Origin of the sequence: Pseudonocardia broussonetiae (genome assembly GCF_013155125.1) — a bacterium.
Lineage (GTDB): Bacteria > Actinomycetota > Actinomycetes > Mycobacteriales > Pseudonocardiaceae > Pseudonocardia > Pseudonocardia broussonetiae.
This window is the reverse complement of record NZ_CP053564.1, coordinates 3,703,873-3,727,164: the sequence shown is the minus strand read 5'-3', so window position 1 is coordinate 3,727,164 and position 23,292 is coordinate 3,703,873. Positions and strand designations below refer to the sequence as shown.

At 75.8% G+C, this 23,292-nt stretch carries 25 protein-coding genes; 12 read left to right on the top strand and 13 right to left on the bottom strand.

Going from position 1 to position 23,292, the window contains the following annotated elements; translation table 11 throughout:
* Positions 1-77 precede the first annotated feature (77 nt).
* The 3 genes from HOP40_RS18360 (at position 78) to HOP40_RS18350 (ending at position 2,814) form a co-directional block, all read left to right on the top strand.
* The gene (locus HOP40_RS18360; RefSeq protein WP_172160233.1) at positions 78-611 is read left to right on the top strand and encodes a hypothetical protein; all 534 of its coding nucleotides are present in this window, start codon (positions 78-80) and stop codon (positions 609-611) included.
* A gap of 18 nt (positions 612-629) precedes the next feature.
* Complete coding sequence (gene serA / locus HOP40_RS18355; RefSeq protein ID WP_172160231.1) at positions 630-1,874, top strand: phosphoglycerate dehydrogenase; 1,245 nt, start codon at positions 630-632, stop codon at positions 1,872-1,874.
* Between the two features lie 706 nt (positions 1,875-2,580).
* Complete coding sequence (locus HOP40_RS18350) at positions 2,581-2,814, top strand: hypothetical protein (protein WP_172160229.1); 234 nt, start codon at positions 2,581-2,583, stop codon at positions 2,812-2,814.
* 7 nt (positions 2,815-2,821) lie between these two features.
* Here the strand turns inward: HOP40_RS18350 and HOP40_RS18345 are convergent, their stop codons facing one another.
* A complete protein-coding gene (locus HOP40_RS18345; protein WP_172160227.1) occupies positions 2,822-3,157 on the bottom strand; it encodes a hypothetical protein in 336 nt (111 codons plus the stop codon).
* A 91-nt stretch (positions 3,158-3,248) separates the two neighbouring features.
* Positions 3,249-3,872 (bottom strand): TetR/AcrR family transcriptional regulator, encoded by a 624-nt coding sequence (locus HOP40_RS18340; RefSeq protein ID WP_172160225.1) that lies wholly within the window; start codon positions 3,870-3,872, stop codon positions 3,249-3,251.
* Between the two features lie 53 nt (positions 3,873-3,925).
* Between HOP40_RS18340 and HOP40_RS18335 the strand changes: the two genes are divergently transcribed.
* From HOP40_RS18335 to HOP40_RS18325, 3 genes are all read left to right on the top strand, one after another.
* Entirely contained in the window at positions 3,926-4,411 is a 486-nt protein-coding gene (locus tag HOP40_RS18335) for a cupin domain-containing protein (protein ID WP_172160223.1), read from the top strand.
* 112 nt (positions 4,412-4,523) lie between these two features.
* A complete protein-coding gene (locus HOP40_RS18330; RefSeq protein ID WP_172160221.1) occupies positions 4,524-4,922 on the top strand; it encodes an STAS domain-containing protein in 399 nt (132 codons plus the stop codon).
* Positions 4,919-5,830: a MerR family transcriptional regulator gene (locus tag HOP40_RS18325; protein WP_172160219.1), complete on the top strand. Its 912-nt coding sequence runs from the start codon at positions 4,919-4,921 to the stop codon at positions 5,828-5,830. Before HOP40_RS18330 ends, HOP40_RS18325 begins: the two co-directional genes overlap by 4 nt.
* Here HOP40_RS18325 and HOP40_RS18320 read toward each other — a convergent pair.
* Positions 5,827-6,573, bottom strand: a complete 747-nt coding sequence (locus HOP40_RS18320; protein WP_172160217.1) for an ATP-binding protein — start codon at positions 6,571-6,573, stop codon at positions 5,827-5,829. The genes HOP40_RS18325 and HOP40_RS18320 overlap by 4 nt on opposite strands.
* A gap of 164 nt (positions 6,574-6,737) precedes the next feature.
* Between HOP40_RS18320 and HOP40_RS18315 the strand changes: the two genes are divergently transcribed.
* On the top strand, positions 6,738-7,475 hold the full coding sequence (locus HOP40_RS18315) for a GAF and ANTAR domain-containing protein (RefSeq protein WP_172160215.1): 738 nt from the start codon (positions 6,738-6,740) through the stop codon (positions 7,473-7,475).
* Positions 7,472-8,956 carry a PP2C family protein-serine/threonine phosphatase gene (locus tag HOP40_RS18310; protein WP_172160213.1) on the top strand — a complete coding sequence of 495 codons (1,485 nt, stop codon included), beginning with the start codon at positions 7,472-7,474 and terminating at the stop codon, positions 8,954-8,956. The genes HOP40_RS18315 and HOP40_RS18310 overlap by 4 nt, the downstream gene beginning before the upstream one ends.
* A gap of 15 nt (positions 8,957-8,971) precedes the next feature.
* Here the strand turns inward: HOP40_RS18310 and HOP40_RS18305 are convergent, their stop codons facing one another.
* Positions 8,972-9,634 (bottom strand): FadR/GntR family transcriptional regulator, encoded by a 663-nt coding sequence (locus HOP40_RS18305; RefSeq protein WP_205346805.1) that lies wholly within the window; start codon positions 9,632-9,634, stop codon positions 8,972-8,974.
* A 133-nt stretch (positions 9,635-9,767) separates the two neighbouring features.
* Between HOP40_RS18305 and HOP40_RS18300 the strand changes: the two genes are divergently transcribed.
* The 4 genes from HOP40_RS18300 (at position 9,768) to HOP40_RS18285 (ending at position 13,305) form a co-directional block, all read left to right on the top strand.
* A complete protein-coding gene (locus HOP40_RS18300) occupies positions 9,768-10,676 on the top strand; it encodes a fumarylacetoacetate hydrolase family protein (RefSeq protein WP_172160210.1) in 909 nt (302 codons plus the stop codon).
* Positions 10,673-11,434 carry an alpha/beta fold hydrolase gene (locus HOP40_RS18295; protein ID WP_172160208.1) on the top strand — a complete coding sequence of 254 codons (762 nt, stop codon included), beginning with the start codon at positions 10,673-10,675 and terminating at the stop codon, positions 11,432-11,434. Before HOP40_RS18300 ends, HOP40_RS18295 begins: the two co-directional genes overlap by 4 nt.
* A 30-nt stretch (positions 11,435-11,464) precedes the next feature.
* Positions 11,465-12,757 (top strand): metal-dependent hydrolase family protein, encoded by a 1,293-nt coding sequence (locus HOP40_RS18290; RefSeq protein WP_172160206.1) that lies wholly within the window; start codon positions 11,465-11,467, stop codon positions 12,755-12,757.
* Between the two features lie 383 nt (positions 12,758-13,140).
* Positions 13,141-13,305 (top strand): hypothetical protein, encoded by a 165-nt coding sequence (locus HOP40_RS18285; protein WP_172160204.1) that lies wholly within the window; start codon positions 13,141-13,143, stop codon positions 13,303-13,305.
* A gap of 27 nt (positions 13,306-13,332) precedes the next feature.
* Here the strand turns inward: HOP40_RS18285 and HOP40_RS18280 are convergent, their stop codons facing one another.
* From HOP40_RS18280 to HOP40_RS18235, 9 genes are all read right to left on the bottom strand, one after another.
* On the bottom strand, positions 13,333-14,034 hold the full coding sequence (locus HOP40_RS18280; protein WP_172160202.1) for an anti-sigma factor: 702 nt from the start codon (positions 14,032-14,034) through the stop codon (positions 13,333-13,335).
* Complete coding sequence (locus HOP40_RS18275) at positions 14,015-14,587, bottom strand: RNA polymerase sigma factor (protein ID WP_172160200.1); 573 nt, start codon at positions 14,585-14,587, stop codon at positions 14,015-14,017. The genes HOP40_RS18280 and HOP40_RS18275 overlap by 20 nt, the downstream gene beginning before the upstream one ends.
* Positions 14,584-15,021 carry a class F sortase gene (locus HOP40_RS18270; RefSeq protein WP_172160198.1) on the bottom strand — a complete coding sequence of 146 codons (438 nt, stop codon included), beginning with the start codon at positions 15,019-15,021 and terminating at the stop codon, positions 14,584-14,586. Before HOP40_RS18270 ends, HOP40_RS18275 begins: the two co-directional genes overlap by 4 nt.
* 185 nt (positions 15,022-15,206) lie before the next feature.
* Positions 15,207-16,022, bottom strand: a complete 816-nt coding sequence (locus HOP40_RS18265; protein WP_172160196.1) for a DUF4397 domain-containing protein — start codon at positions 16,020-16,022, stop codon at positions 15,207-15,209.
* A gap of 108 nt (positions 16,023-16,130) precedes the next feature.
* Positions 16,131-16,430 carry an STAS domain-containing protein gene (locus HOP40_RS18260; protein ID WP_172160194.1) on the bottom strand — a complete coding sequence of 100 codons (300 nt, stop codon included), beginning with the start codon at positions 16,428-16,430 and terminating at the stop codon, positions 16,131-16,133.
* A gap of 113 nt (positions 16,431-16,543) precedes the next feature.
* Positions 16,544-17,629 carry an NrfD/PsrC family molybdoenzyme membrane anchor subunit gene (gene nrfD, locus HOP40_RS18255; protein WP_172160192.1) on the bottom strand — a complete coding sequence of 362 codons (1,086 nt, stop codon included), beginning with the start codon at positions 17,627-17,629 and terminating at the stop codon, positions 16,544-16,546.
* Positions 17,626-18,672 (bottom strand): 4Fe-4S dicluster domain-containing protein, encoded by a 1,047-nt coding sequence (locus HOP40_RS18250; RefSeq protein ID WP_172160190.1) that lies wholly within the window; start codon positions 18,670-18,672, stop codon positions 17,626-17,628. The genes nrfD and HOP40_RS18250 overlap by 4 nt, the downstream gene beginning before the upstream one ends.
* Positions 18,669-21,956: a formate dehydrogenase gene (fdh, locus tag HOP40_RS18245; RefSeq protein WP_240157132.1), complete on the bottom strand. Its 3,288-nt coding sequence runs from the start codon at positions 21,954-21,956 to the stop codon at positions 18,669-18,671. The genes HOP40_RS18250 and fdh overlap by 4 nt, the downstream gene beginning before the upstream one ends.
* Before the next feature lie 112 nt (positions 21,957-22,068).
* Positions 22,069-22,539 (bottom strand): hypothetical protein, encoded by a 471-nt coding sequence (locus tag HOP40_RS18235; protein ID WP_172160187.1) that lies wholly within the window; start codon positions 22,537-22,539, stop codon positions 22,069-22,071.
* Positions 22,540-23,292 lie beyond the last annotated feature (753 nt).

Sequence of the window (23,292 nt, the reverse complement as noted above, 5' to 3'; positions counted from 1 at the left end):
AGCGCGCGCGCCGAACGGGCGCCGGGGATCGCCGGGGCGCGGGCTTCGGGCGCACGTCAGCGGGTAGCCGCAGGGCCATGACGAGGAGCGCGATCTGGCAGGGTCTGGTCGCCGGCGCCGCCGGGGCCGTGGTGATGACGCTGGGTGAGAAGGTGGAGCAGCGGTTCACCCACCGCCCGGACTCCCTGGTGCCGGCCCGGGTGCTGCAGCGGCTGACCGGGCTCCCCGAGCGGCCCGCGAACCGCTCGGGCGCGGCGAACTGGACGATGCACATCGGGCAGGGCGCGCTGATCGGCGTGCTGCGCAGCGTCATGGCCCACGCCGGGCTGCGCGGGCCGGTGGCGTCGGCGATGTTCGCCGTGGTGCGGCTCACCAACGACCAGGTCCTGGAGAACGCCACCGGCGTCGGCGCGCCGCCGCAGACCTGGCCGCGGCCCGAGCTGGCCGTGGACCTGCTGCACAAGGCGGTGTTCGCCGCGGCCACCGGGATCGTCGCCGATGCGCTGGCCGCCCGGTCCGGCCCGGGACCCGGCCAGCGGCACGCGGCGCAGCACCCCGGACGGGTCTCCGACGCCGGTCCGCTGCCCCGCGACCAGGGGCTGCAGTCCTGAGACGCTAGGTTCGTCGGTGTGAAGGCACTGCTCCTGGAAGGCATCCACCCCGACGCGGCCGAGGCGTTCCGGCGCGCGGGCCACGAGGTCGAGACGCGCGCGGGCTCGCTGAGCGAGGACGAGCTCGTCGACGTGCTCCCGGGGGTGTCGGTGCTCGGGATCCGGTCCAACACCAAGGTCACCGCGCGCGTGCTCGACGCGGGCAAGGACCTGCTGGCGATCGGGTGCTTCTGCATCGGCACCAACCAGGTCGACCTCGCGGGCGCCACCGAGCGCGGGGTCGCGGTCTTCAACGCGCCGTTCTCCAACACGCGCAGCGTCGTCGAGCTGGTGCTGGGCGAGATCATCGCGCTCGCGCGGCGGCTGCCCGAGAAGACCCAGCGGATGCACGAGGGCGTCTGGGACAAGTCGGCGCGCGGCAGCCACGAGGTCCGCGGCCGCACGCTGGGCATCGTCGGCTACGGCAACATCGGCACGCAGCTGTCCAACGTCGCGGAGTCCGTCGGCCTGCGGGTGATCTTCTTCGACACGGCCGACCGGCTCGCCCACGGCAACGCGCGCCGCGTCGGCACGCTCGGCGAGCTGCTGGCCGCCTCCGACGTCGTGAGCCTGCACGTCGACGGCAGGCTCGGCAACGCCGGGCTGTTCGGCGCCGAGCAGTTCGCGCAGATGAAGCCGGGCGCGATCTTCATCAACGCCTCGCGCGGCATGGTCGTCGACGACAACGCGCTGCGCGACAACATCCTGTCCGGGCACCTCGCCGGCGCCGCGATCGACGTCTTCCCGTCCGAGCCCAAGGCCCAGGGCGACCCCTTCGAGTCACCGCTGCGCGGCCTGGACAACGTCATCCTCACCCCGCACGTCGGCGGCTCGACGCAGGAGGCGCAGGAGGAGATCGGGTACTTCGTGTCGGGCAAGCTGCTCGGCTTCGTCGCCGCGGGCGCCACCGAGCTGTCGGTGAACATGCCGCAGGTGGCCGCCCCGCAGCCCGCCGGCTCGTTCCGGATGGGCTACCTGCACACGAGCGTCCCGGGTGTGCTGGCCGAGATCAACAGGTCGCTGGCCGAGGCGGGCGTCAACGTGACCGGCCAGTCCCTGTCGACGCGCGGCGAGCAGGGCTACGTCGTCACCGACACCGACGCCGTGCTGCCCGACTCCGTGCTGGCCGACTTGCTGCGCTCGCCGTACACCGTCTGGCTGCGCTCCTGGCGGCTCGGTCCGTCGGCCGGCGGGGCCCCCCGGCCCTCGCGGGACCCGGTGTAGGCCCACTCCCGCAGCCCGGACAGCAGCCGGACCTGTCGCAGGCCGGGCGCGGTGTGCAGGATCGGGTCGAACGCCACCGGTGCCGGGTCGGTGCGGACGGCGTCGAGCCGCAGTGTCCCGACGCGGCGGCGCGCGCCGCCCACGACGAGCTCGGTCACCGCGCACACGACGGGCCCGCGCCCGACGGCCTCGGCGACCCGCGCGACGTCCGCGCCCTCGCCCGCCGGGCCGTCCGGCGTCTCCAGCCCGGGCCAGACGAGGCGCCCGCCCGCGGTGTAGGGCAGGACCGTGCTCCACGGCCGTCCCCACCAGGAGCGGACCGGGACCAGCACCGGGTGCGCCCACCCGCGCCCGGCGACCGCCGCGAGCAGCAGGTCGAACGGCCCGTGCCCGGCCGGGACGCGCAGGGCGATCCCGAGCAGGTCGGGCCATCCGCCGGGCAGCCCGACCGACCGCGACACCCGCACCAGCGCGGGGCGCGGCCCGGACGCGCCGAGGGCGTGCCCGAGCAGGCTGTCCGGGTCGAGGTCGATCTCGGCGTCGAGCTCCACGCCCGGGGTGTGCACGGCCCGGCCGTGGCGCCACCGCGCCACGCCCCGGAACGCCGTCTCGACGGCCGTCCTCCACGGGTTCATGCCCGGTCGGTACCCGCCGGGGGCGGCGGGAACCGCGGTTGACGGGCCCGGCGACGGGTACCGGTGCGGGCATGGGTCTGTTCCGCAGGACGCGCCGGTTCCCCCTCGACCGCCGAGGTGGGCTCGGCCCCGGCTCGCCCCGCGGCCGCTTCGGGCTGTGGGGCCCCGTCCCGTACTACTCGCGCCGGACCCGGGGCGGGGCCGACGTGTCGGTGGGCGGGTGCGGGTGCTGCCTGCCGATCCCGCTGCTGGTCGCGACCGGGACCGTGGGCGGCGTGCGGGCGCTGTGGCGCCGGCTGCGCTGAGCCCGGCTCAGCGCTGCGCGTCGAGCTCCGCCCGCTGGACGGCGAGCGGTGCGCCGGCGAGGTCCTCCTCGTTGCAGAGCAGCTTGACCTCGTAGTACGGGGACCCGGCGCGGTCGTCGTAGTCGAGGTGCACGGCGATGACGTCGAGCGGCTCCCCCAGCCACTCCTGCGCCGCCCGCAGCCAGGCCGCCGAGCGCTCCAGGGCCGTGGGCAGGTCGTCGTCGCGGAACTGCACCGGGCGGTAGGGCACCTGCTGCACCTCGTCGCGCGGATGCTGCGGCCGGGGCAGGTCGGTGGCCAGTCCGGCCTCGTCCAGGGTCAGGGCGACGGTCTTCTCACTCACGCGCACAGGGTGGCGCACCCCGGCGGGCCGGGCAAGCCGCGGTCACCCGCGCGGTCGCGGGGCCGGCGGCGTCACAGGGCGTCACACGGCGTCACGCGGGGTCGGGCAGGAACAGCCGGCGCAGCAGGTCGGCCATCCAGCGCTCGTAGCGCTCGGGCGACCAGCCCCGCTCGGTCACGGTCTTCCGGTAGACCATCGGCGAGCCGACCGACCACAGCACGTCGGCCACGGCGTCGGCGTCGTAGCCCTCGCGCAGCGCGGTCTTCCCGGCCAAGCGCTCGGCGACCATCCGCGAGCCCGCCAGGCGCTGGGCCTGCAGCGACTCCCAGAGCGCGCCCACGTCGGGGTCGGCGGTCGACGCCGCCTCGACGGCGCTGTAGACCGCGGCGACGCGCCGGCCCATCGTCGTGATGTTGCGGGCGTGCAGGGCGAGCATCCGGTGCGGGTCGGGTTCGTCCATCATCTCGACGAACCACGGGCGCTCGCGCACCGGCACGGGGTCGTCGTCGCCGCTCAGGGCGATGTCGACGACCTCCTTGAGGATCGCCGCCTTGCCCCCCGTCGCGGTGAACACCGTGGGCCGGGCCACCCCGGCGGCCGCCGCGATCTGCTCGATCGACGTCGCCAGGAAGCCCTGCTCGGCGTAGAGCCGCCCCGCGGCGTCGAGGATCGCCTGCCGCGCGCCGCCCCTCGCCATCCTCTTGACCTGCGTCACCTCCTTACTATACTGGCAGTCTGATTAGACCCGCAGTCTAATAGGAGGCGGCCATGTCCTTCCACCTGCCCGACGGCGCCGGCGACGCCTGGTGGTTCCTCGACACGCGGATGACGGTGAAGGCCGACCGCACGAGCACGGGCGGGGCGTACACCCTGCTCGAGTTCGCGGCACCGCAGGGCTTCGGACCACCGCGGCACGTGCACGGGGCGGAGGACGAGGCGTTCCTCGTGCTCACCGGGGCCCTGCACGTGGAGTGCGGCGACGACGCCTTCGACGTCGCCCCCGGCGGGTTCGTGTTCCTGCCCCGGGCGGTGCCGCACGCGTTCGTCGTCAGCTCGGCCGAGCCGGTGCGCGCCCTGCAGATCACCAGCCCGGGCGGGTTCGAGGAGTTCGTGGCGGCGGTCGGCTCCCGGGCGGACGGCCCGGGGCTCCCCCCGCCGTCGGTCCCGGACGTGCCGCGCCTCGCGGCGGCCTCCGCCCGCTTCGGCACGGACATCGTCGGACCTCCCCTCGGGGTCGCCGCCCCTCCCCGCTGACGGTCCCGGCGGTCCGGTCCGGTCCGGTCCGTTGCGGGAGCGGTGCAGCGCCAGCGGTCCGCAGGCAGGGTCGTTACCCTGGTCCCGATCGCCGGAACGCGAGAGGGACGAGATGCACCACCACGACGGGACCGCCGCCGGTCTGGCGGTCACGGCCACCCGGCCGGCGTCGGGACTCGCGGTCGTGCGGGTCCGCGGCGAGATCGACCGGGACACCGAGCCGCAGTTCACCCACTGCCTGCAGACGCTGCTCGACGCGGCCACCGAGGTCGTCGTCGTCGACCTCGCGGAGGTCACGTTCCCCGCCGCGCGCGGGGTCGACGCGGTGGTCGAGGGCGTCACGCGGGCCGGGTCGCGGGACGTGGCGCTGCGGCTGGTCGGGCGCCGCAGCGACGCCGTCGTGCGGGCGTTCTCCGCGGCCGGGGCGCTCGACCTCCTCGATCCCGCGTCCGACGCCGACGACGTGCTGCGCACGCTGCTCCCGCCCCGCGGGGAGGACGGCGGGTCGTGACGGCACAGCACCCCGGTCCGGAGCCGGTCTGGACCGCGGGGGCCGTGGCGCGGCGGATCGGCGTCGCGCCGTCGACGCTGCGGAGCTGGAGCCGGCGCCACGGGCTCACCGCCACCGGCCACCGCGAGGGCGCGCACCGCCGCTACACCGAGCACGACCTCGCCGTGCTGCAGGCGGTGCGCCGCCTCGTCGGCGAGGGCGTGCCGGTCGCGGTCGCGGCCGGGATCGCCCGGGCGACGGCGGAGCGGCCGGCGCCCGCACCGGCGCAGGAGGCCGCCCCGCCGCGGCGGCCGATCACGCAGGCGCTCGTGCGGGGCGCCCTGCGCCTCGACGCCGACGCCGTGCTCGGCGCCCTCACCTCCGCGCTGGCCGCCGACGGGGTCACCCCGGTGTGGGAGCGCTCGTGCGTCCCCGCCCTGCGGAGCGTGGGCCGGCGCGCCGGGGCCGACGAGGCCTGCATCGGCGTCGAGCACCTGCTGTCGTGGTGCCTGACGACGGCGCTGCACCGGCACAGCGCCCGGTACGGCTCGCGCGACGCCCCGTCACCCCGGGTCCTGCTGGGCTGCACCGACGGCGAGCGCCACCAGCTCGGCCTCGACGCCCTGCACGCCGCCCTGGCCGAGCGGGGCGTCGCCGCGACGGCGTTCGGCGCGTCGCTGCCCACCGCCGCCGTCGTGGCCGCCGCGCAGGCCCGGCCCACCGACGTCGCCGTGCTGTGGTCGCAGACCCCGCGCACCGGACGTCCGGGGGTGCTGCGGGAGCTGCTCCCGCTGGCCGGGACGGTCCTCGCCGCCGGGCCGGGCTGGAGCGGAACGCGCCTGCCGGCCGGGGTCGTGCCCGTGACCAGCCTGGGCGGCGCCCTCGACGCGGTGCTCGCGGCACGCCCCCTGGCGGTGGCGGGCGGCTAGACCGGCACCGCGCCGCTCGGGCGGGCCCACACCACCTTGCCGTCGTCGTGGGGCGTCCACCCCCAGCGGTCCGACAGCGCCTGCACCACCTGCAGCCCGCGGCCCCGCGCCGCGCGGACGTCGTGCGGCCGCAGGCTCGGCGGCCGGGGCGAGGAGTCGCGCACCGCCACCTCCAGCACGTCGCCGTCGAGCGTCATCCGCAGCAGCGCGCTCGACCGGGCGTGCTCCAGGGCGTTGGTGACGAGCTCGTTGGCCACCATCACGACGTCGTCGACGTCCCAGCGGCGGCCCCCCGCCGACCACGCCCGGGCGCAGCGGGCCACGACCTGGCGGGCCCGGGCCAGCGACGACGGCTCGTCGTCGACCGTCCACTGCGCCGAGAGCCGGACCGGGCGCTCCCCGCACCGCCTGCGGGCCTGCTCGGCCGACGTCGCCAGGACGACACCGGTCAGCGCGGGCAGCCCGGCCAGCGTCGCGCGCAGGTCCGGGTCCGGGCAGCTCACGACCAGCCGCGCCGCCGGCCACCCGCCGGCCGCGTCCACGGCGTCGACCAGCACCAGGACGAGGCCGGTGACGGTGTCGGGGTCGGTGCTCCCGAGGCGGCCGAGGTCGGCCACGACGCACCCGTGCTCCTGCAGGAGGACGCCCAGGACGCTGCTGAGCTCCCCGTCCCCGTCCGCGGCGACCCTGCCGCGCAGCTCCACCCGCACCCCACCGGGACCGGTGTGCGCTACCAGCCGCACGGCGACGTCCCGGCCGACCCCTCGACGAACACTCGCGCTCCCGTCCTCCGTGCTGGCCCGCTCCGTCGCACCGGCCCGATGGCCCTTCCGGTACCCGGCGGTCGGGGGGCGCAACCGCCGATGTCCCCCCGGCGTCGACCGCGGCGCAGGGGGTATCCGCCCGTGTGCCGCACCACCTGCCGCCCGCCGACGAGCTCTCGTCGCTGCACGCCCGCACCTCGGGCCTGCTGCTCCCGCCGGAGACGGTCGGCACCGCCATCGGACTCCTCACCTCGGTGGCGGCCGAGACCGTCCCGGGGTGCGCGGGAGCCGGGTTGACCCTGGTCGACGACGACGGCGCACCGACCAGCCGCGGGGCCTCCGCCGAGGTGGTCCTGCGCGCCGACGGCCTGCAGTACTCCCTCGGTGAGGGCCCCTGCCTCACGGCGTGCGCCGACCGGCTCCTCGTCCGCGTCGACGACCTCGGCGCGGACCGCCGGTGGCCGCGGTGGACGCGGGAGGCGGCGGCGCTCGGCCTGCGCTCGGCGATGAGCGCGCCCCTGGTCGCGGGCGACCGCGCGCTGGGCGCGCTCAAGGTCTACTCGACGGTGGGCGGCGCCTTCGGGGAGCGCTCCGCCCGGGTGCTGGCGCTGCTGGGCGCGCAGGCGGCGATCGTGCTGGCGCACGCCGGGTCGGCGCAGGCGGCGGGCCGGCTCAGCGACGACCTGCGCTCCGCCCTGCGCAGCCGCGACGTGATCAACACCGCCCGGGGCGTGGTGATGGAGCGCCGCGACGTCGACGGCGACCGCGCCCTCGCCGTCCTGATCGCCGCGGGCCGCCACGAGGGCCGGACGCTGCACGACGTCGCCGTCGACCTGGTGCGCCCGGGGACGCGGCGCCGCCGCCCGCCGGGGCCGTCGTGACCGGCGACGACCGCAGGCCGCGCCCGGGCGCCGAGGAGCAGCGGCGGCTGCTCGCCGTCGGGCTCTCCCGCGCGGACCTCACCGCCGAGCAGCTGTGGCGCCGCTACTTCGCGCTCGGCGGCCTCGAGGGGCCGGTCGAGGTGCGGGAGCACCTCGACGGGGGAACGCCCCTGCCCGCCGCGGAGACCGACCTGCTCGCCCACGCCGTCAACGAGCGGCTCGACGAGATCTCCGGGCGGCGGGTGCCCTACCGGCTCGCCGTGCGGGAACCGCCGCCCCGTTCGGGACCCCTCGCCGCGCTGGTCGAGGCGCTGGAGGGCAGCCACCGGGCGCCGCCCGAGCGGCTGCCGGCCGTCGCGGAGGCCGCCGGGCGGGCCCTGGGCGTGGAGGTGTCGGTGTTCCTCGTCGACTACGACCAGGAGGCACTGGTCCCCGCGGCGGGCGGCCGGGAGCCGCTCGGGATCGACTCCAGCGCCGCGGGGCGCGCCTTCTCCCGCGTGCAGGTGCTGACCTCGGGGTCGTCGGGGGCGCCGCGGATGTGGTTCCCCCTGCTCGACGGGGTGGAGCGCCTCGGCGTCGTCGAGGTCGCGGTGGACGACCCGGCCGATCTCGACGACCCCCACCTGCGTGACCAGTGCCGCTGGCTCAGCGCGCTGCTGGGCCACCTCATCACCGCCACGACCCGCTACGGCGACGGGCTGGACGTCCTGCGCCGCAGCACGCGGCGCACGGCCGCCGCCGAGCTGGTGTGGGAGCTGCTGCCGCCGCTCACCGCGGGCACGGACGCGTTCGTGCTGGCCGGGCTGCTCGAACCCGCCTACGAGGTCGGCGGCGACGCCTTCGACTACGCGCTGAGCGGGACGACGGCCCACCTCGCGGTGTTCGACGCCACCGGCCACTCGCTGTTCTCCGGGCTCGTCGCCGCGGCGGCGCTGTCGGCCTACCGCGCCGCACGCCGCGGCGGCGAGGGCCTCTACCACCAGGCCGCCGCCATCGACGAGACGGTCGGCGACCTGTTCGGCCGCACCACGCGGCTCGTCACCGGGGTGCTCGCCGAGGTCGACCTGGCGTCCGGACGGATGCGCTACGTCACCGCCGGGCACCCACCGCCGATGCTGATGCGCGACGGCCGGGTCGTGCGGTCGCTCGAGGGCGGCCGCCGTCCGCTGTTCGGGATCGCCGCCGCCGCGGCGTCCGCGCCCGCCGCCGCCCGCACCGAGGAGCTGACGGTCGGCGAGGAGGTGCTGCAGCCCGGCGACTGGCTGGTCCTGCACACCGACGGCATCACCGAGGCGCGCGACGCCACGGGCGCGTTCTTCGGCGAGGAGCGGCTCGTCGAATTCCTGCAGCGCGAGGCCGCCGCCGACGCCCCGCCCCCGGAGACGGTCCGGCGGCTGGTCCGGGCCGTGCTGCGCCACCAGGACGGGGTGCTGCAGGACGACGCCACCATCGTGCTGGCGCGGTGGTCGCCCGTCCCCTGACGGCCCGCCGGGCTGTCAGTGCCGCCCCAGCAGGTTGTCGGCGACGTTCTCCAGGTGCCGGCGCATCGCGGCGTGGGCCGCGTCGGCGTCGCGGTCGCGCAGCGCCTCGACGATCGTCGTGTGCTCGGCGTGGTAGCAGCGGCGGCGCTCGGGCGTGGAGGTGCGGCGCTTGAGCGTGCCCCACACGGGGAGTGCGCGGGCGGTGTTCATGACGTCGAACATGCTCATCAGCAGGCCGTTGTGCGCGGCCTCGGCGATGGCCCGGTGCAGGCGGGCGTCCCAGGACTCGAACCCCTCGAAGTCGTCGCTGGCGCCGCCGCGCTCCAGGCACGCGCCGACGCGGTCGAGGTCGGCGGAGGTGGCGACGCGCGCCGCCAGGGCCGCCACCGGCGGCTCGATGACGAGCCGGACCTGCATGATCTCGGCCGGGCTGGTGTCGGCGGGGGCGTCGCCGGCCGGCGCGTGGGCCGCCTCGGTGAGGAACGTGCCGCGCCCGACGTGGCGCACCACCAGCCCCTCCTCCTCCAGCGCGTCGAGCGCGCGGCGGATCGCGCTGCGGGGCGCGGCGAGGCGCTCGACGAGCGCGCGCTCGGTGGGCAGCTTCGCCCCCGGGCCCAGCGACCCGTCCGCCGCCCCGTCGTGGACGAGGGCGCGCAGGGACTGCTCGACGGTCAGCACGCCGACACCGTAACCCGTCGGACCAATCGACACCAATAAATCTGCGTCCCAGCGCCTCTCGACAAGGACGAGAGCAGCGGCGTACGGTCTCGCGGTCCGCATTGGTGTCAAATGGTTCAGATTGGTTCAGCCCATGAAGCTGGTGACGTTCTCGACCGGGGACGGCGACCGACCCGGGGTGGTCGACGCCGAGCGGGAGGTGGTGCGCGACCTGTCCGCCGTCCTGCCGGCCGGCACGGGCGTGCTCGACCTCGTCGAGGGGTGGGCCGGGTACGCCGACGCCGTGGGCCGCGCGGCCCGCGGGGAGGCCGGCGCGCCCGGGCACCCGCTCGGCGCGGTCGTGCTGCGGGCGCCCATCCCGGTGCCGCGGCGCAACGTGTTCTGCGTCGGCAAGAACTACCGCGACCACGTCGTGGAGTTCGGCCGGTCCGGCTACGACAGCCCGGACCGCTCCGAGGACATGCCCGAGCACCCGGTGGTGTTCTCCAAGGCCACGACCGCGGTCACCGGCCCGTTCGACGACGTCGACCCGCACCCCGGCGTCACTTCCGAGCTCGACTACGAGGCCGAGCTCGGGGTGATCATCGGTGTCGGCGGGCGCGGCATCGCACGCGAGGACGCCCACCGCCACGTGTGGGGCTACACGATCGTCAACGACGTCACGGCCCGGGACCTGCAGCGCAGCCACAAGCAGTGGCTGATCGGCAAGTCGCTCGACACGCACTGCCCGATGGGGCCCTACGCCGTCACCGCCGACGAGGTCGTCGACGTCACCGCGCTGGTGGTGGAGAGCCGCGTCAACGGCGAGCCGCGGCAGTCGGCCCCCGTCAAGGACCTGATCTTCGACATCCCCGAGCTGATCGCCGTGATCTCGGCCGGCATCACGCTGCAGCCCGGCGACGTCATCGCCACCGGCACCCCCGCCGGCGTCGGGATCGGCTTCGACCCGCCGCGGTTCCTGGTGGCCGGCGACGTCGTCGAGGTCGCGATCACCGGCCTCGGCGCCCAGCGCAACCGCATCGCCCGACGAGGAGACGCATGAACGTCCACGGCACGGAACTGGCGGTCGAGGTCGACGGGGAGGGCCCCGCGGTCCTGTTCGTCCACGGCCTCGGCGGCACCTCGAACTTCTTCCAGGTCCAGGCCGACGCCCTGGCCGCGGACCACCGCGTGATCCGCGTCGACTCGGCCGGGGCCGGGCGCTCCGGGCTCGCCGAGGGCATCAGCATCGAGAGCCACGCCGACGACCTGGCCGCCGTCCTCGACGCGCTGGACGTCGCCTCCGCCGCGGTGGTCGGGCACTCGATGGGCACGCTGGTGGCCCGGGCCCTGGCCGCGCGCCACCCCGGCCGGGTCTCCGCGCTGGCCCTGCTCGGGGCCGTCGCCGAGCCCGCCGAGGCGGGCCGGCAGGCCCAGCGCGACCGCGCCGCGGTGCTCCGCGCGCAGGGCACGGCCGCCGTCGCGCCCGGGGTCGTCGCCAACGCCCTGTCCGAGGCCACCCGCCGCGACCGGCCCGAGATCGCCGCGTTCGTCCGGGAGCTGGTGATGCGCCAGGACCCCGAGGGCTACGCCCGCAACTGCGAGGCCCTCGCCGCCGCCACCGACCCCGGCCCGGTCGACCCGGCGCTGCCCCTGCTGCTGGTCACCGGCGACGAGGACAGGGTCGGCCCGCCCGCCGTCTCGCACGACCTCGCCGCGGCCCACGGCGACGCGACCGTCGAGATCGTGCCCGGGATCGGCCACTGGACGGCCCTGGAGGCCGCCGGGCCCGTCACCGACCACCTGCGCAAGTTCCTGTAGTCCCGCCTCACCGACGAGGAGTCACCCGCGATGAGCACGACCCTGTTCCGCAACGTCTCGATCCTCGACTCCACGGGAGCCGACCCCTACCCCGGTGACGTCCTCGTCGAGGACGACCGGATCGCCGCCGTCGGCACCGTCGACCCCGCCCGGGCGGCGGGCGCCCGCGTCGTCGAGGGCCGCGGCCGCACCCTGATGTCCGGGCTGTGCGACGCCCACACCCACTTCTCCTGGAACAACAGCGCCGACCTCGACGGCCTGGGCACGATGCCCGTCGAGGAGCACCTGCTGTTCTGCATCGAGTCGGCGCGCACCTACATCGACTCCGGCTACACGATGTGCCTGGGCGCCGCGTCGGCGAAGGACCGCCTCGACGTCGTCTGCCGCGACGCGATCGACGCCGGGCGCATCCCCGGCCCGCGCTACCTCGCCAACGGCCCGGAGATCGCGGTCACCGGCGGCGCCCTCATCAAGTCCATCACCAAGTTCGCCGACGGCCCCGAGGGCATGCGCAAGGCCGTGCGCGAGCTGATCGAGCTCGGCGTCGACCAGATCAAGCTGTCGATGACCGGCGAGGAGATCACCGGCACCCAGCGCGCCGAGGACACCTACTTCTCCGACGAGGAGGTGGCCGCCGCCGTCACCGAGGCCCACCGGCGCGGCAAGCGGGTCTGCGCCCACGCCCGCAGCGCGGAGAGCGTGCGGATGTGCGTCCGCCACGGCGTCGACATCGTCTACCACGCCTCCTTCGTCGACGAGGAGGGCCTGGACATGCTCGAGGAGGCCAAGGACTGGGTGTTCGTCGCGCCCGGCCTGAACTGGCTCGTCGCCACCCTCTACGAGGCGGAGGCGTTCGGCTTCCCGCAGGAGGCCGCCGAGGCCGTCGGCTACAAGAAGGAGCTCGAGCAGGCGGTCAAGGGGCTGCGCGAGATGCACCGGCGCGGGATCAAGCTGCTGCCCGGCGGCGACTACGGGTTCGCCTGGACCCCGCACGGCACCTACGCCCGCGACCTGGAGCACTTCGTCGAGCTGCTCGGCTTCACGCCGATGGAGGCGATCCTGTCGGCCACCGCGCTCGGCGGGGAGATCATGCTGCGGCCCCACGAGCTGGGCAAGGTCCAGCCCGGGTACCTCGCCGACCTGATCCTCGTCGACGGCGACCCGCTCGCCGACATCACCGTGCTGCAGGACCACGACCGGCTGCACTACGTGATGAAGGACGGGCGGTTCCACAAGGAGAGCCCCGCCGACGAGGCGCCGGCCCCCGACCCCGGGAACATGCCGGCCACGGGCACCGAGCAGCTCGTCGGCCGGCGCCCGTAGGCCGCGCGGTGACCCTGCTGGTCTGCCGCACCTGCCCGCGCTACGACACCCGCGCGAGCGGCGAGTTCGGCCGGCGCCTGCTCCGGGCGCTGGCCGGCTCCGGGGTCGCCGTCCGCGGGGTGCCGTGCCTGGGCGGCTGCCCCGAGGACGGCGTGGTCGCCCTCGACGGGCCGGGGAAGGCGCGCGTGCGTCTACCCGGCTCGGCGAGGGCGACGCCGCCGCCGTCCTCGCCGCCGCGGCGGCGCACGAGGCCTCCCCCACCGGCGCGCCCTCGGAGTGGGAGGTGCCCGGGGCGCTGGCCGACCGGCTCGGGTCGGTCACGCTCAAGCGCTTCCCGGCGGCGACGGCCCCTTGGGCGGGCCCGTACCGGGTACGCCCCCGCCATGACGACACAGCGCGAGGACGAGCACGACCAGGACGCCGAGCCCACCATGACCGCACCGCCGGAGGACCGGCCCGACGGTCTGCCCGACGGGGCGTCGACCGGGGGCCGCGACGACGACGCCGACGTGGTCGACACCGACGACGCGCAGGAGGCGGGCTCGTAGGCCTGCGGCGGCGTGGGGCGGCCCGGGTCAGGTCAGCGCGCCGCGCACCAGGCTGGTCCGGGAGTGCCGCTCGTCGCCGTCCCACCGCTCGGCGGAGACGTCGACCGTCGCGAACCGGGCGGTCGGCAGGTCCGCGGGCACGCTGAACTCCCCGCGGTAGCCGTCGCCGTCGCGGGCCAGCGCCCCGAGGGACACCAGTCCCCCGCCCGAGGTGTCCATCAGCCAGGCCTCGAGGTAGTCGGTGCCGGGCGGCGGCACCGCCCCCTCGACGCGGACGACGACCACCCGCCGCCCGCGGTCCTCGGCGAGTCCCGCCGTGCCGGAGGCGCCGGGCTCGGCCGCGTCGACCGTCGCGAGCACGGCCTGCGGCCCGGGCCGCGGCGGCGCGGACGCGACCGCCCAGCCCAGGCCCAGCCCCGCCATGAGTGCGACGAGCGCGGCGGCGACGGGCACCGCGGCGCGGCGCAGGAACCGCCGGGACACGGGGGCGGGAGCGGTGTCCGGCGTGATGTGCAGCTCGCCGGTGATCGCGGCCCAGACGCGGTCCGGCGGCTCGCCGTACTCGCTGCCGTCGGCGGCACCGGCCACCGCCAGGTCGACGGTGCGGCGCAGCGACTCCACGTGGCCACGGCACAGCGCGCACCCCTCGAGGTGCCGCTGGACGGCGGGGTCCCGCGCCTCGGCGGGCAGGGCCGCGAGGGTGAGCAGGTCAGGATCGGGGTGCCACACCGTCGACCTCCCACCGTCGTCGCAACCGCTCCAGCCCGCGCCGGAGATGGCTCTTGACCGTGCCGAGGGGCAGCCCCGTCAGCGTCGCGATCTGCTGGTGCGTCAGGTCGTCGAAGAAGGCCAGTCGCACCACCGTTCGCTGCTGGGGTGGCAACCGGTTCAGCTCGTCGGCCACCACCACCGCCTCCACCACGTGATCCGGGACCCCGCGCGGGCGTCCGTGGGAGCCGGCGAGGTCCACGCCGGCCCGGGCGGCCCGGTCCATGACCTCGTTGTCGCGGTTGCGGGCCGTGAGCCGGTCGGCGACCTGGTGGCGGGCGATGCCCATCAGCCAGGCGCCGGCGCGCCCCCGCTCCGGATCGTAGGTGGCGCGGCTGCGCCAGGCACGGACGAACACCTGCTGGGTGACGTCCTCGGCGTCGTGGTGGCTGCGCAGGCAGCGCAGCGCGAAGCCGTAGACCGACCGGCCGTGGGCGTCCCACAGCGCGCGGAGCGCGACCGGGTCCCCGGCCAGGAAGCTCCTGGCCAGGGCCCGGTCGGGCTCCTCGGTCATGCCGCGCCGCCTCCGGTGGGCGACGCCGTCACGACGACGTTCTCCCGGTACGAGCGGGCCTCGCGGTCGAAGTCGCCGCCGCAGGTCACCAGCGTGAGCACCGGCGCCCCGTCGCGGGCGAAGAGCTCGTCGACGGGCAGCTCCTCCTTGGCGATCCTGCGGACGCGGTCGACGACGTAGGCCACGACCGCGCCGTCGGCCAGCTCGACCTCCACGGCGTCGCCGGGCGCGAGCTCGCTCAGGCGGTAGAACGCGCCCTCGCCCTGCACGCGGTCGTCGACGTGACCCGAGAGCACGGCGGAGCCCGCCGCGGCGCCCGGTCCGGGCCCGAAGCGGTACCAGCCGACGGTCGACACGTCCTGCGGCACCTCCATCTCGCCCCGCTCGTCCACCCCGACGTCGACGACCTCGACGTCCACGTCGAGGGAAGCCAACCGCACCCGAGACGGCGCCGCGACACGATCACCGGGCTCCGGAGGGGCCGTGGACCACGGAGCGGCGGACGGCGAGGGGGCGGGCGACGGTGCGGTGGCCGCGGCGGGCGCCGCCGCGGGAGCGGTCGGTGTGGCCGCGCACCCCGCGAGGGCGAGCACGGCCACCGCGGCCACCGCGCGCGCGATCAGCGCCGTGCGGCCGCGACGCGGGCGGCGCCCACGGTCACGGCGGCCAGGCCACCGACGCCCAGCAGCAGCATCCACGCGGGGGCGCCGGGCTCGTACGGGGAGCCCGAGGGCGCGCCGGACGGGACGCCCGACGGCGCGCTGTGCAGCCCGTCGACCGTGACGACGACGAGGTCGAGGTTGCCGGCCTCCAGCGAGCCGATCGCGTGCACGAACGTCGCGGTGCCCTCGGCCAGGTCGAGGTCGGCCGGGCCGATGACGGGCTCGGTGGTCCCGGCGGCGGCCACGGAGGCCGACACGGTGCCCGCGGGCACCTCCAGCGCCTCCTGGTCCGGGTTGGTCAGCCCGGACACGACCGGCGAGCCGCCGGCGAGCACGTCCACGGCGGGCGCGGCGGCGGTGTGCCGCACGACGAGGCGGGCCTGCCCGGCCGGCACCGACGACACGTCGTTGACGAACGGGGTGACGGTCGGGTCGCCGCCCTCGGTCAGGTGCGCCACGAGCGTGACGTTCCCGCCCGCGGGCAGGTCGGCGGTCGCCGAGAGCAGCGGCTCGCCGGAGCCGTCGGCCGCGTCGGCCGGGAAGACCGCGACCTCGCGGCTGCCCGCGGGCAGGTCGACGGGACCGGCGCTCGTGCCGGGCTGGAAGTCGTCGAGGGCGCGGGTGCCGTCGACGTAGACGTCCACGGGCGTGTCCGGGATGCCGTGGACGACGTAGACGGTGCCGGTCTCCTGAGCGAACGCGGCGGGGGCCACGGCCAGGGTCGTCGCCAGTGCCGCGGCGACGCCGCAGGCGGCGAGGGTGGTTCTGCGCATGGGTGCTTCCTCTGGTGGGCGGTGGGGAGCGTGCATCCGGGACTACCGCCCGGGGGGCGCTCCTGGATGCACCGGCCCGGCGCGTCGGCCGATCTCCGACCGCACGGCTCAGCGCTCGTGCACGACCAGCCGGCGGTCCAGGCCGGTGATCGCGAGGACGCGGGGCAGCAGGCTCCGCGCGTCGACCGCGACCTCCACCGGCCGCCCGACGCACTCGAACAGGACCTTCACCCCGGCGCTGTCGAGGTAGCGGACGGCGGTGAGGTCGAGCACCACCGGCGAGCCCGACGCGACCGCGTCGCCGACGGCGGTGCGCAGCGCGTCGGCGGCGGACAGGTCGACGTCCCCGGCGACGGCGACGGTCACCGTCCCGTCGTCGCCGGGACGCGTCCGGACGTCCAGGCCCATGCGTGCCGTCCCGCTCCCCTCCCGCTCCCCGTCCTCCTTCCGGCGGCGGGTACCCGGGGCGGACCGGTCGTGAACGAGCGGATCGGGCGCACCCGGTCCGGGGACGGCGGGCGTCAGCCGCCCCGCTGGGCCGCGGCGTCACCGGCGGCGAGCCGCTCGCGCTGCGGCACCACCACGTACTTCGGGTCCTTCGTCGACGCCACCCCGGCCTCGAACACCCCGAACCGCTGCAGCGCACTGCCCGCCAGCAGCGCGATCCCGGACGCCGCCGCCGCGCCCCGGCTGCGCGGCGCCGCCGCCAGCGTGCCGAGCAGCCCGGCGGCCGTCAGCAGCTCCGACGCCTTCCGCAGCCGCCCCGGCCCGCCCGTCCGCAGCGCCTCCCCGGCCAGCCCGGCGCGGTGCTCCATGCGCCGGCCCGCGGCCAGCTCGGTCGCGGCGCCCGCCACGGCGAACCACCGGGCCGGGCCCGCCTCGCGGACCGGCGTCGTGAGCATCCCGAACCCACCGCCCGCGGCGGCGGCCGAACCGGTGAAGACGAAGGGCAGCTCGTCGCGCACCGCGTTCCACGCGGGTACGGCCGTGTGCGAGAGCAGCACGGCGGTGTAGGCCGCGACCGCGGGCGCCGCCGCCGCCGACGCCACCCCGGCCGGGCGCGACACCGCGCGCAGCAGGCGCGCGAGCGGGTGCCCCCGCCGGTGCGCGGGCACGAGCTCCCACACCGCGGCGGCGCCCACACCGGGCCCGAACAGGGTGAGGATCCACGTCCCGACGCTCATCGGCGAGGTCGGCTTCGCGACGCGGAGCATGTGGTGGAACCGCTCCGGGCGCCCCAGGTCAGACACCAGGAACCACATGCTCGCCAGCAGCGCCCCGAACGACCCGAGCCAGCCCGCGCGGCGCAGGCGGGGGCGGCCGGTGAGGTCGGCCCCGGCCGCGAGGACGGCGGTCGACGCCGCCAGCCCGCCGCTGAACAGGTAGGCGGCGATCTTCCACTCCCAGACCGGCGCCTTGAGGACCGGCCGCCCGTAGTACGAGCGGAACTCCGCGTCCGGGACGACGGTCTGCTCGCCCCTCCCCCGGCCGGCTCCGGGGCGGCGCCGCGGCAGGGGCTGCTCGCCCTGGAACAGCTGCGCCTCCTGCCCGATCCCGCTGAGGTCGCTGCGCCGCTCGGCGGGCACCGGGTCCCTGCGGCGCGTCACCGGCGCACCCCCGGCAGCGCCGCGCCGAGGAACGCGCCGACGCCCGCCAGCGCGAACGCCACCGCCGCCGCCCCGGCCGCGCGCCACATCGCGGGCGCGTCGCGGGTGGGCACGACGGGGTCGGGCGGCAGGCCGTAGACCTCGGGCTCGTCGAGCAGCAGGAAGAACGCCCCGTCGCCGCCCACGCCGTCGTCGGGGTCGCGGCCGTAGAGCCGGGCCTCCTCGACGCCGAGCCCGTGCAGCTGCTCGAGGCGGCGGTCGGCCCGCTCGCGCAGCTCGTCGAGGTCGCCGAACTGGATCGAGTTCGTCGGGCAGGCCTTGGCGCACGCGGGCTCCAGCCCGTCGCCGATGCGGTCGTAGCAGAGCGTGCACTTCTGGGCGCGGCCGTCGCCCTCGCGGCGGTCGATGACGCCGTACGGGCAGGCCGAGACGCAGTAGCCGCAGCCGTTGCAGATGTCCTGCTGGACGACGACCGTGCCGAACTCGGTGCGGAACAGCGCACCCGTCGGGCAGACGTCGAGGCAGCCGGCGTGCGTGCAGTGCTTGCACACGTCCGACGCCATCAGCCAGCGCACGGAGCTGCGGACCTCGGCCCCGGTCCCGTCGCCCGGGCGGGAGAAGGACGGCATCCCCAGCTCCTCGGGGTCCCGGGGCAGCGGCGAGGTGCCCAGCTCCGACCCGCCCCGCGGCGCCGCCCGCAGCCGCGGCTCGACCGCGTGCGAGGTCTGCGGCAGCCCCGACGGGCCGGTCGGCAGCAGGTCCAGCGCCGGCTCCTGGTGCCCGATCCCGCGCTCCTGCTCGATGAACGCGACGTGGCGCCAGGAGTCGGCGCCGAGCATGCCGGTGTTGTCCATCGACATGCCGAGCAGGTCGAGCCCGTCCTCGGGCACGGTGTTCCACTCCTTGCACGCGACCTCGCAGGCCTTGCAGCCGATGCACACCGAGGTGTCGGTGAAGAACCCGACGCGGGCCGGGTGCTCGGTGTAGCCGGCGTCGGCCGCCACGTCGTCCATCGGCCCGGACAGGCGGTTCCGCTCGGTCATGACGACTCCTCGGGGGACGGCGAGTCGGCGGTGTGCGGCACCCCGTGGACGGTGGCGACGCGCGTGCCGGTCTCGGTCGTGATGCCCGCGCGGGCGCGCAGGTCGGCGAGCATCGCCACCATGTCGGCGCCGCGCGGGCGCGGGCCCGGCCGGACGTCGCAGGTGGCGACCTTGCTCTCCTGGATGAAGACGTTGGCGTCCACGACGATCCCGAACAGGTCGTTGACGACGTCGCCGGACACGAGCCCGGTGTGGCCCCAGTGGTAGGGCAGCCAGACCTGGTGGACCACGCGGTCGTCGACGCGCAGCGGCGCCATCCGGTCGGTGACGACGACGCGCGCCTGCACCGCCGCCCGGCTGGTGACGACGTGCGCGGTGCCCAGGTGCGTCAGCCCGCGGACCCGTGCGAGCTCGGGCGACACCTCGACGAACAGCTCCGGCTGCAGCTCCGCCAGGTAGGGCAGCTGCCGGCTCATCCCGCCCGCGGTGTGGTGCTCGGTGAGCCGCGCCGCGGTGAGCACGAACGGGAACACCTCCGAGTGCGCCTCGGGCGGCGACGGGTTCGACGGGTTGTCCGGGCGCCCGTAGACCTTGCGCGTCGGGCTGCCCTGCTGGGTGTAGAGCGGGTTGCGCACCGGCGACTCGTGCGGCTCGTAGTGCGTCGGCAGCGGCCCGTCGACGACGCCGTGCGGCGCGTACAGCCAGGCCTTGCCGTCGGCCTGCATGATGAACGGGTCGTCACCGCGCAGGGCCGCGGGCCCGCAGGAGCCGTCGGGCGGGACGTGGTCGGGCGGGACGTCCTTCGGGAAGTCCGGCACGTCGTCGCCGGTCCACTCGCCGCGCTCGGCGTCCCACCAGACCAGCTTCTTGCGCTCGCTCCACGGCCGGCCCTGCGGGTCGGCGGACGCCCGGTTGTAGAGCAGCCGCCGGTTCGCGGGCCACGTCCAGCCCCACTCGTTCTCGTAGGGTCCCTGCACGTCGTGGGGCTTGCGGCGCGCGGCCTGGTTGACGCCGTCGGCGTACACGCCGCTGTAGATCCAGCAGCCGGCCATCGTCGTGCCGTCGGCCTTCAGCTCGGTGTAGGCGTTCACCGGCTCGCCCGTCGTCAGGTCGACGCCGTTGATCCGGCGCAGCACGTCGTCGGCGGACGGCTCGTCGCCGTGCATCGCGTAGTCCCAGGCCAGCTTCTGCAGCGGCTCGTCGCGCGGGTCCGTGGACGCCGCGACGCGCTCCCGGATCCGGCGGCCCAGGTGGTAGGTGAACCAGAGCTCGGAGCGCTGGTCGCCCTTCGGCTCGACGGCCTTCTCCCGCCACTGCAGCATCCGCTGGGTCTGGGTGAACGTCCCCTCCTTCTCCACGTGCGACGCGGCGGGGAGGAAGAACACCTCGGTGCGGCACTGCTCGGGGACGATCTCCCCGGTCTCGACCTCCGGGCCGTCCTTCCAGAACGTGGCGCTCTCGATCATGGCGAGGTCGCGGACGACGAGCCAGTCGAGGTTGGCCATGCCCAGGCGCTGCAGCTTGCCGTGCACCGAGCCGACCGCGGGGTTCTGGCCGAGCACGAAGTAGCCCGACACCTTCCCGTCGACCATGTCCATGACCGTGCGGAACGTGCCGTGGTCGCCGTCGATCGCCGGAAGCCAGTCGAACCCGAAGTCGTTCTCCGGCGTGGCGTGCTCGCCGAAGTACTCCTTGAGCAGCGAGACGACGTAGGTGTCGGCGTCGTACCAGAACCCCTTCTGGCAGTCGGCCCGCAGGTGGTCGACGTACGCCGCCAGGTCCGGGTGCAGGCCGGCGGTCGGCATCGGCAGGTAGCCCGGGAGCAGGTTGAACAGCGTCGGGATGTCGGTGGAGCCCTGGATGCTCGCGTGCCCGCGCAGCGCGAACACCCCGCCGCCCGGTCGCCCGATGTTGCCCAGCAGCAGCTGCACGATGGAGCCCGCGCGGATGTACTGCGCGCCGACGCTGTGCTGGGTCCACCCGACGCTGTAGACCAGCGCGGACGTGCGGTCGCGCGTCGAGTTGGCCGTCCACGCGTCGCACACCGCGCGGAACAGCTCCGGCGGCGTCCCGCACACCCGCTCCACCATCTCCGGGGTGTAGCGGGCGTAGTGGCGCTTGAGGATCTGGAAGACGCACCGCGGGTGCTGCAGCGTCGGGTCCTGGACGATCCCGCCGACGTTCTCCAGCGACGGCCCGCCCGAGCCCGCCTGCAGCGCCTCGGTCTGCTCCTTCGCCCCCTCCGGGCTGGCCTCACCCGTCGCCTCGGTGTTCTCGTAGCGCCAGGTCTGCCCGTCGTAGCTCGCGGTCGCGGCGTCGTAGCCGCTGAACAGGCCGTCGAGGTCCTCGGTGTCGGCGTAGCGCTCGTCCACCAGGAAGGAGGCGTTCGTGTACGCCGTCACGTACTCGCGGAAGTCCAGGTCGTTCTCCAGGACGTGGTGGATCACGCCGCCGAGGAACGCGATGTCGGTGCCGGCGCGGATCGGGACGTAGGTGTCGGCGAGCGCGCTGGTCCGCGTGAAGCGCGGGTCGATGTGGAACACGCGGGCGCCGCGCGCCTTCGCCTCCATGACCCACTGGAACCCAACCGGGTGGGCCTCGGCCATGTTCGAGCCCATGATCACGATGCAGTCGGAGTTCGCGAGGTCCTGCTGGTAGTCGGTGGCGCCGCCGCGCCCGAAGGAGGCCCCCAGACCGGGGACGGTGGCGGAGTGTCAAATACGGGCCTGGTTCTCGATCTGGATCGCCCCGAGCGCGGTGAACAGCTTCTTGATGAGGTAGTTCTCCTCGTTGTCCAGCGTGGCGCCGCCCAGGCTCGCGAAGCCGGTCGTGCGGCGCAGCCGGTTGCCGTGCTCGTCGGTGTCCTGCCAGCCGCGCTCCCGGGCGGCGAGGACGCGGTCGGCGATCATGTCCATCGCCGTGTCGAGGTCGAGGTCGGTCCACTCCGTGGCGTACGGGGCGCGGTAGCGGACCTTCTCCTCGCGCTGCGGGCCCGTCACGAGCTGGAGGCTGGCCGAGCCCTTGGGGCACAGGCGCCCGCGCGAGATCGGGGAGTCGGGGTCGCCCTCGATCTGCACGACCTGCTCGTCGCGGACGTACACCTTCTGCGCGCAGCCCACCGCGCAGTACGGGCAGACCGACTTCGCCACGCGGTCGGCCGTGGCCGTCCGCGGCCGCAGGCCGACGTGCCCGGGCGACTGCGCCGCGGCGCCGCGTCCCAGCGGGTCGTTCCCGGTGAGCTGGCGGTACACCGGCCACGACGTCAGCAGGTCCCGGATCCCCACGCGGCACTCCCCCTCGCGGGCGGCGCCGGCGGCCTCCCGTCGCGGCCCGGCTACCCGGGCGCGAGGGGTCGAAACGCGGTGCGGGTGCCGTTTCCGCGGAACCGGCCGGGAGTCAGACGCCCAGGGGCGCGACGCCGGCGGAGGTCTCGTACGGGTTCGCGTAGGGCAGCGGCTCGTCCCCGCCCGCGGTGACGACGTCGAAGATCCCGTTGAGGTCGGTGTCGTCGAACACCAGGTCGGCCAGGCCGTCGGCCTGCTCGGCGACCGCGGCCACATCGGCCACGAAGAGCCCGTCGGCCGGGACGTTGTCGAACTGCGCCACGTCGTCGTAGAAGTCGCCGTCGACGTCGGTGAGGACCGCGTCGATGTGGCCGTCGTAGTTGGAGTCGATCAGGGTGGTCTCGGTGTAGCCGTCGCCGTCGAGGTCGACGTACTCGTGGGCCGTGTCGGTGGCGGAGTACTCGGGCGTGAGCGGGAGCTCGATCTCGTCGGTGGTGTCGACGGCGTGGGACATGTCGGTCATCTCGGGGGCGTAGCACTCGGACATCGGGTCCTCCAGGATCGGCGTGGCTCGTGGTGTCATCAGGAAGGACTCCGGGGAGGGGGCCGGGGTTACAGCAGTTCTCGACGACTTTCCGGGCGTTCCGCACTCGGGCGCTCGGCCCCGGCCCAGCCCGCCGATCAAGGGCGGATGGTCGTCAGTGGATCACTCACCACCATCCGCCCCTTGATCACCGCCGGGATGGGGCGGTCCGGGCTGGTGATCACCGAGAGTGCGACGTGGTGGTCGTCGTGGGGGCCGTGATGTCACGGTTCCCGTGATCACGGCAGGGGCGGGACGCGCCTGGCGCCCGGCCCGCGCGTTCCGCGGAACGCAGCACCCCGCGCACCTCCCGGCGCCGCACACACGTCCGGACGTGGGCGGGAGGCCGACGGGCGTGCAGCCCGAACTCACCCGCCAGCGCCGCGTTCCGCGGAACGCGCCCCACCGCCGACCCGCGCCGCACACACGTCCAGACATGCGGGAGGCCGACGGGCGCGCACCTCGCGCTCCCCGCCAGCACCGCGTTCCGCGGAACGCGCCCCACCGCCGACCCGCGCCGCACAGACGTCCGGACGTGCGGGAGGCCGACGGGCGCGCAGCCCGGACTCACCCGCCAGCGCCGCGTTCCGCGGAACGCTCCGGCCTGCGTCCCGCGCCCGCACCCGCCCGCCCCGTGCCCCCTCGACCGACCCACCCGGCTCGCACCCGCCCCCGCGCACCCCGTGCGCCCGCGCCCCACCCGGCGATCAAGGGCGGATGGTCATCAGTGGATCACTCAGCACGGCCATCTCC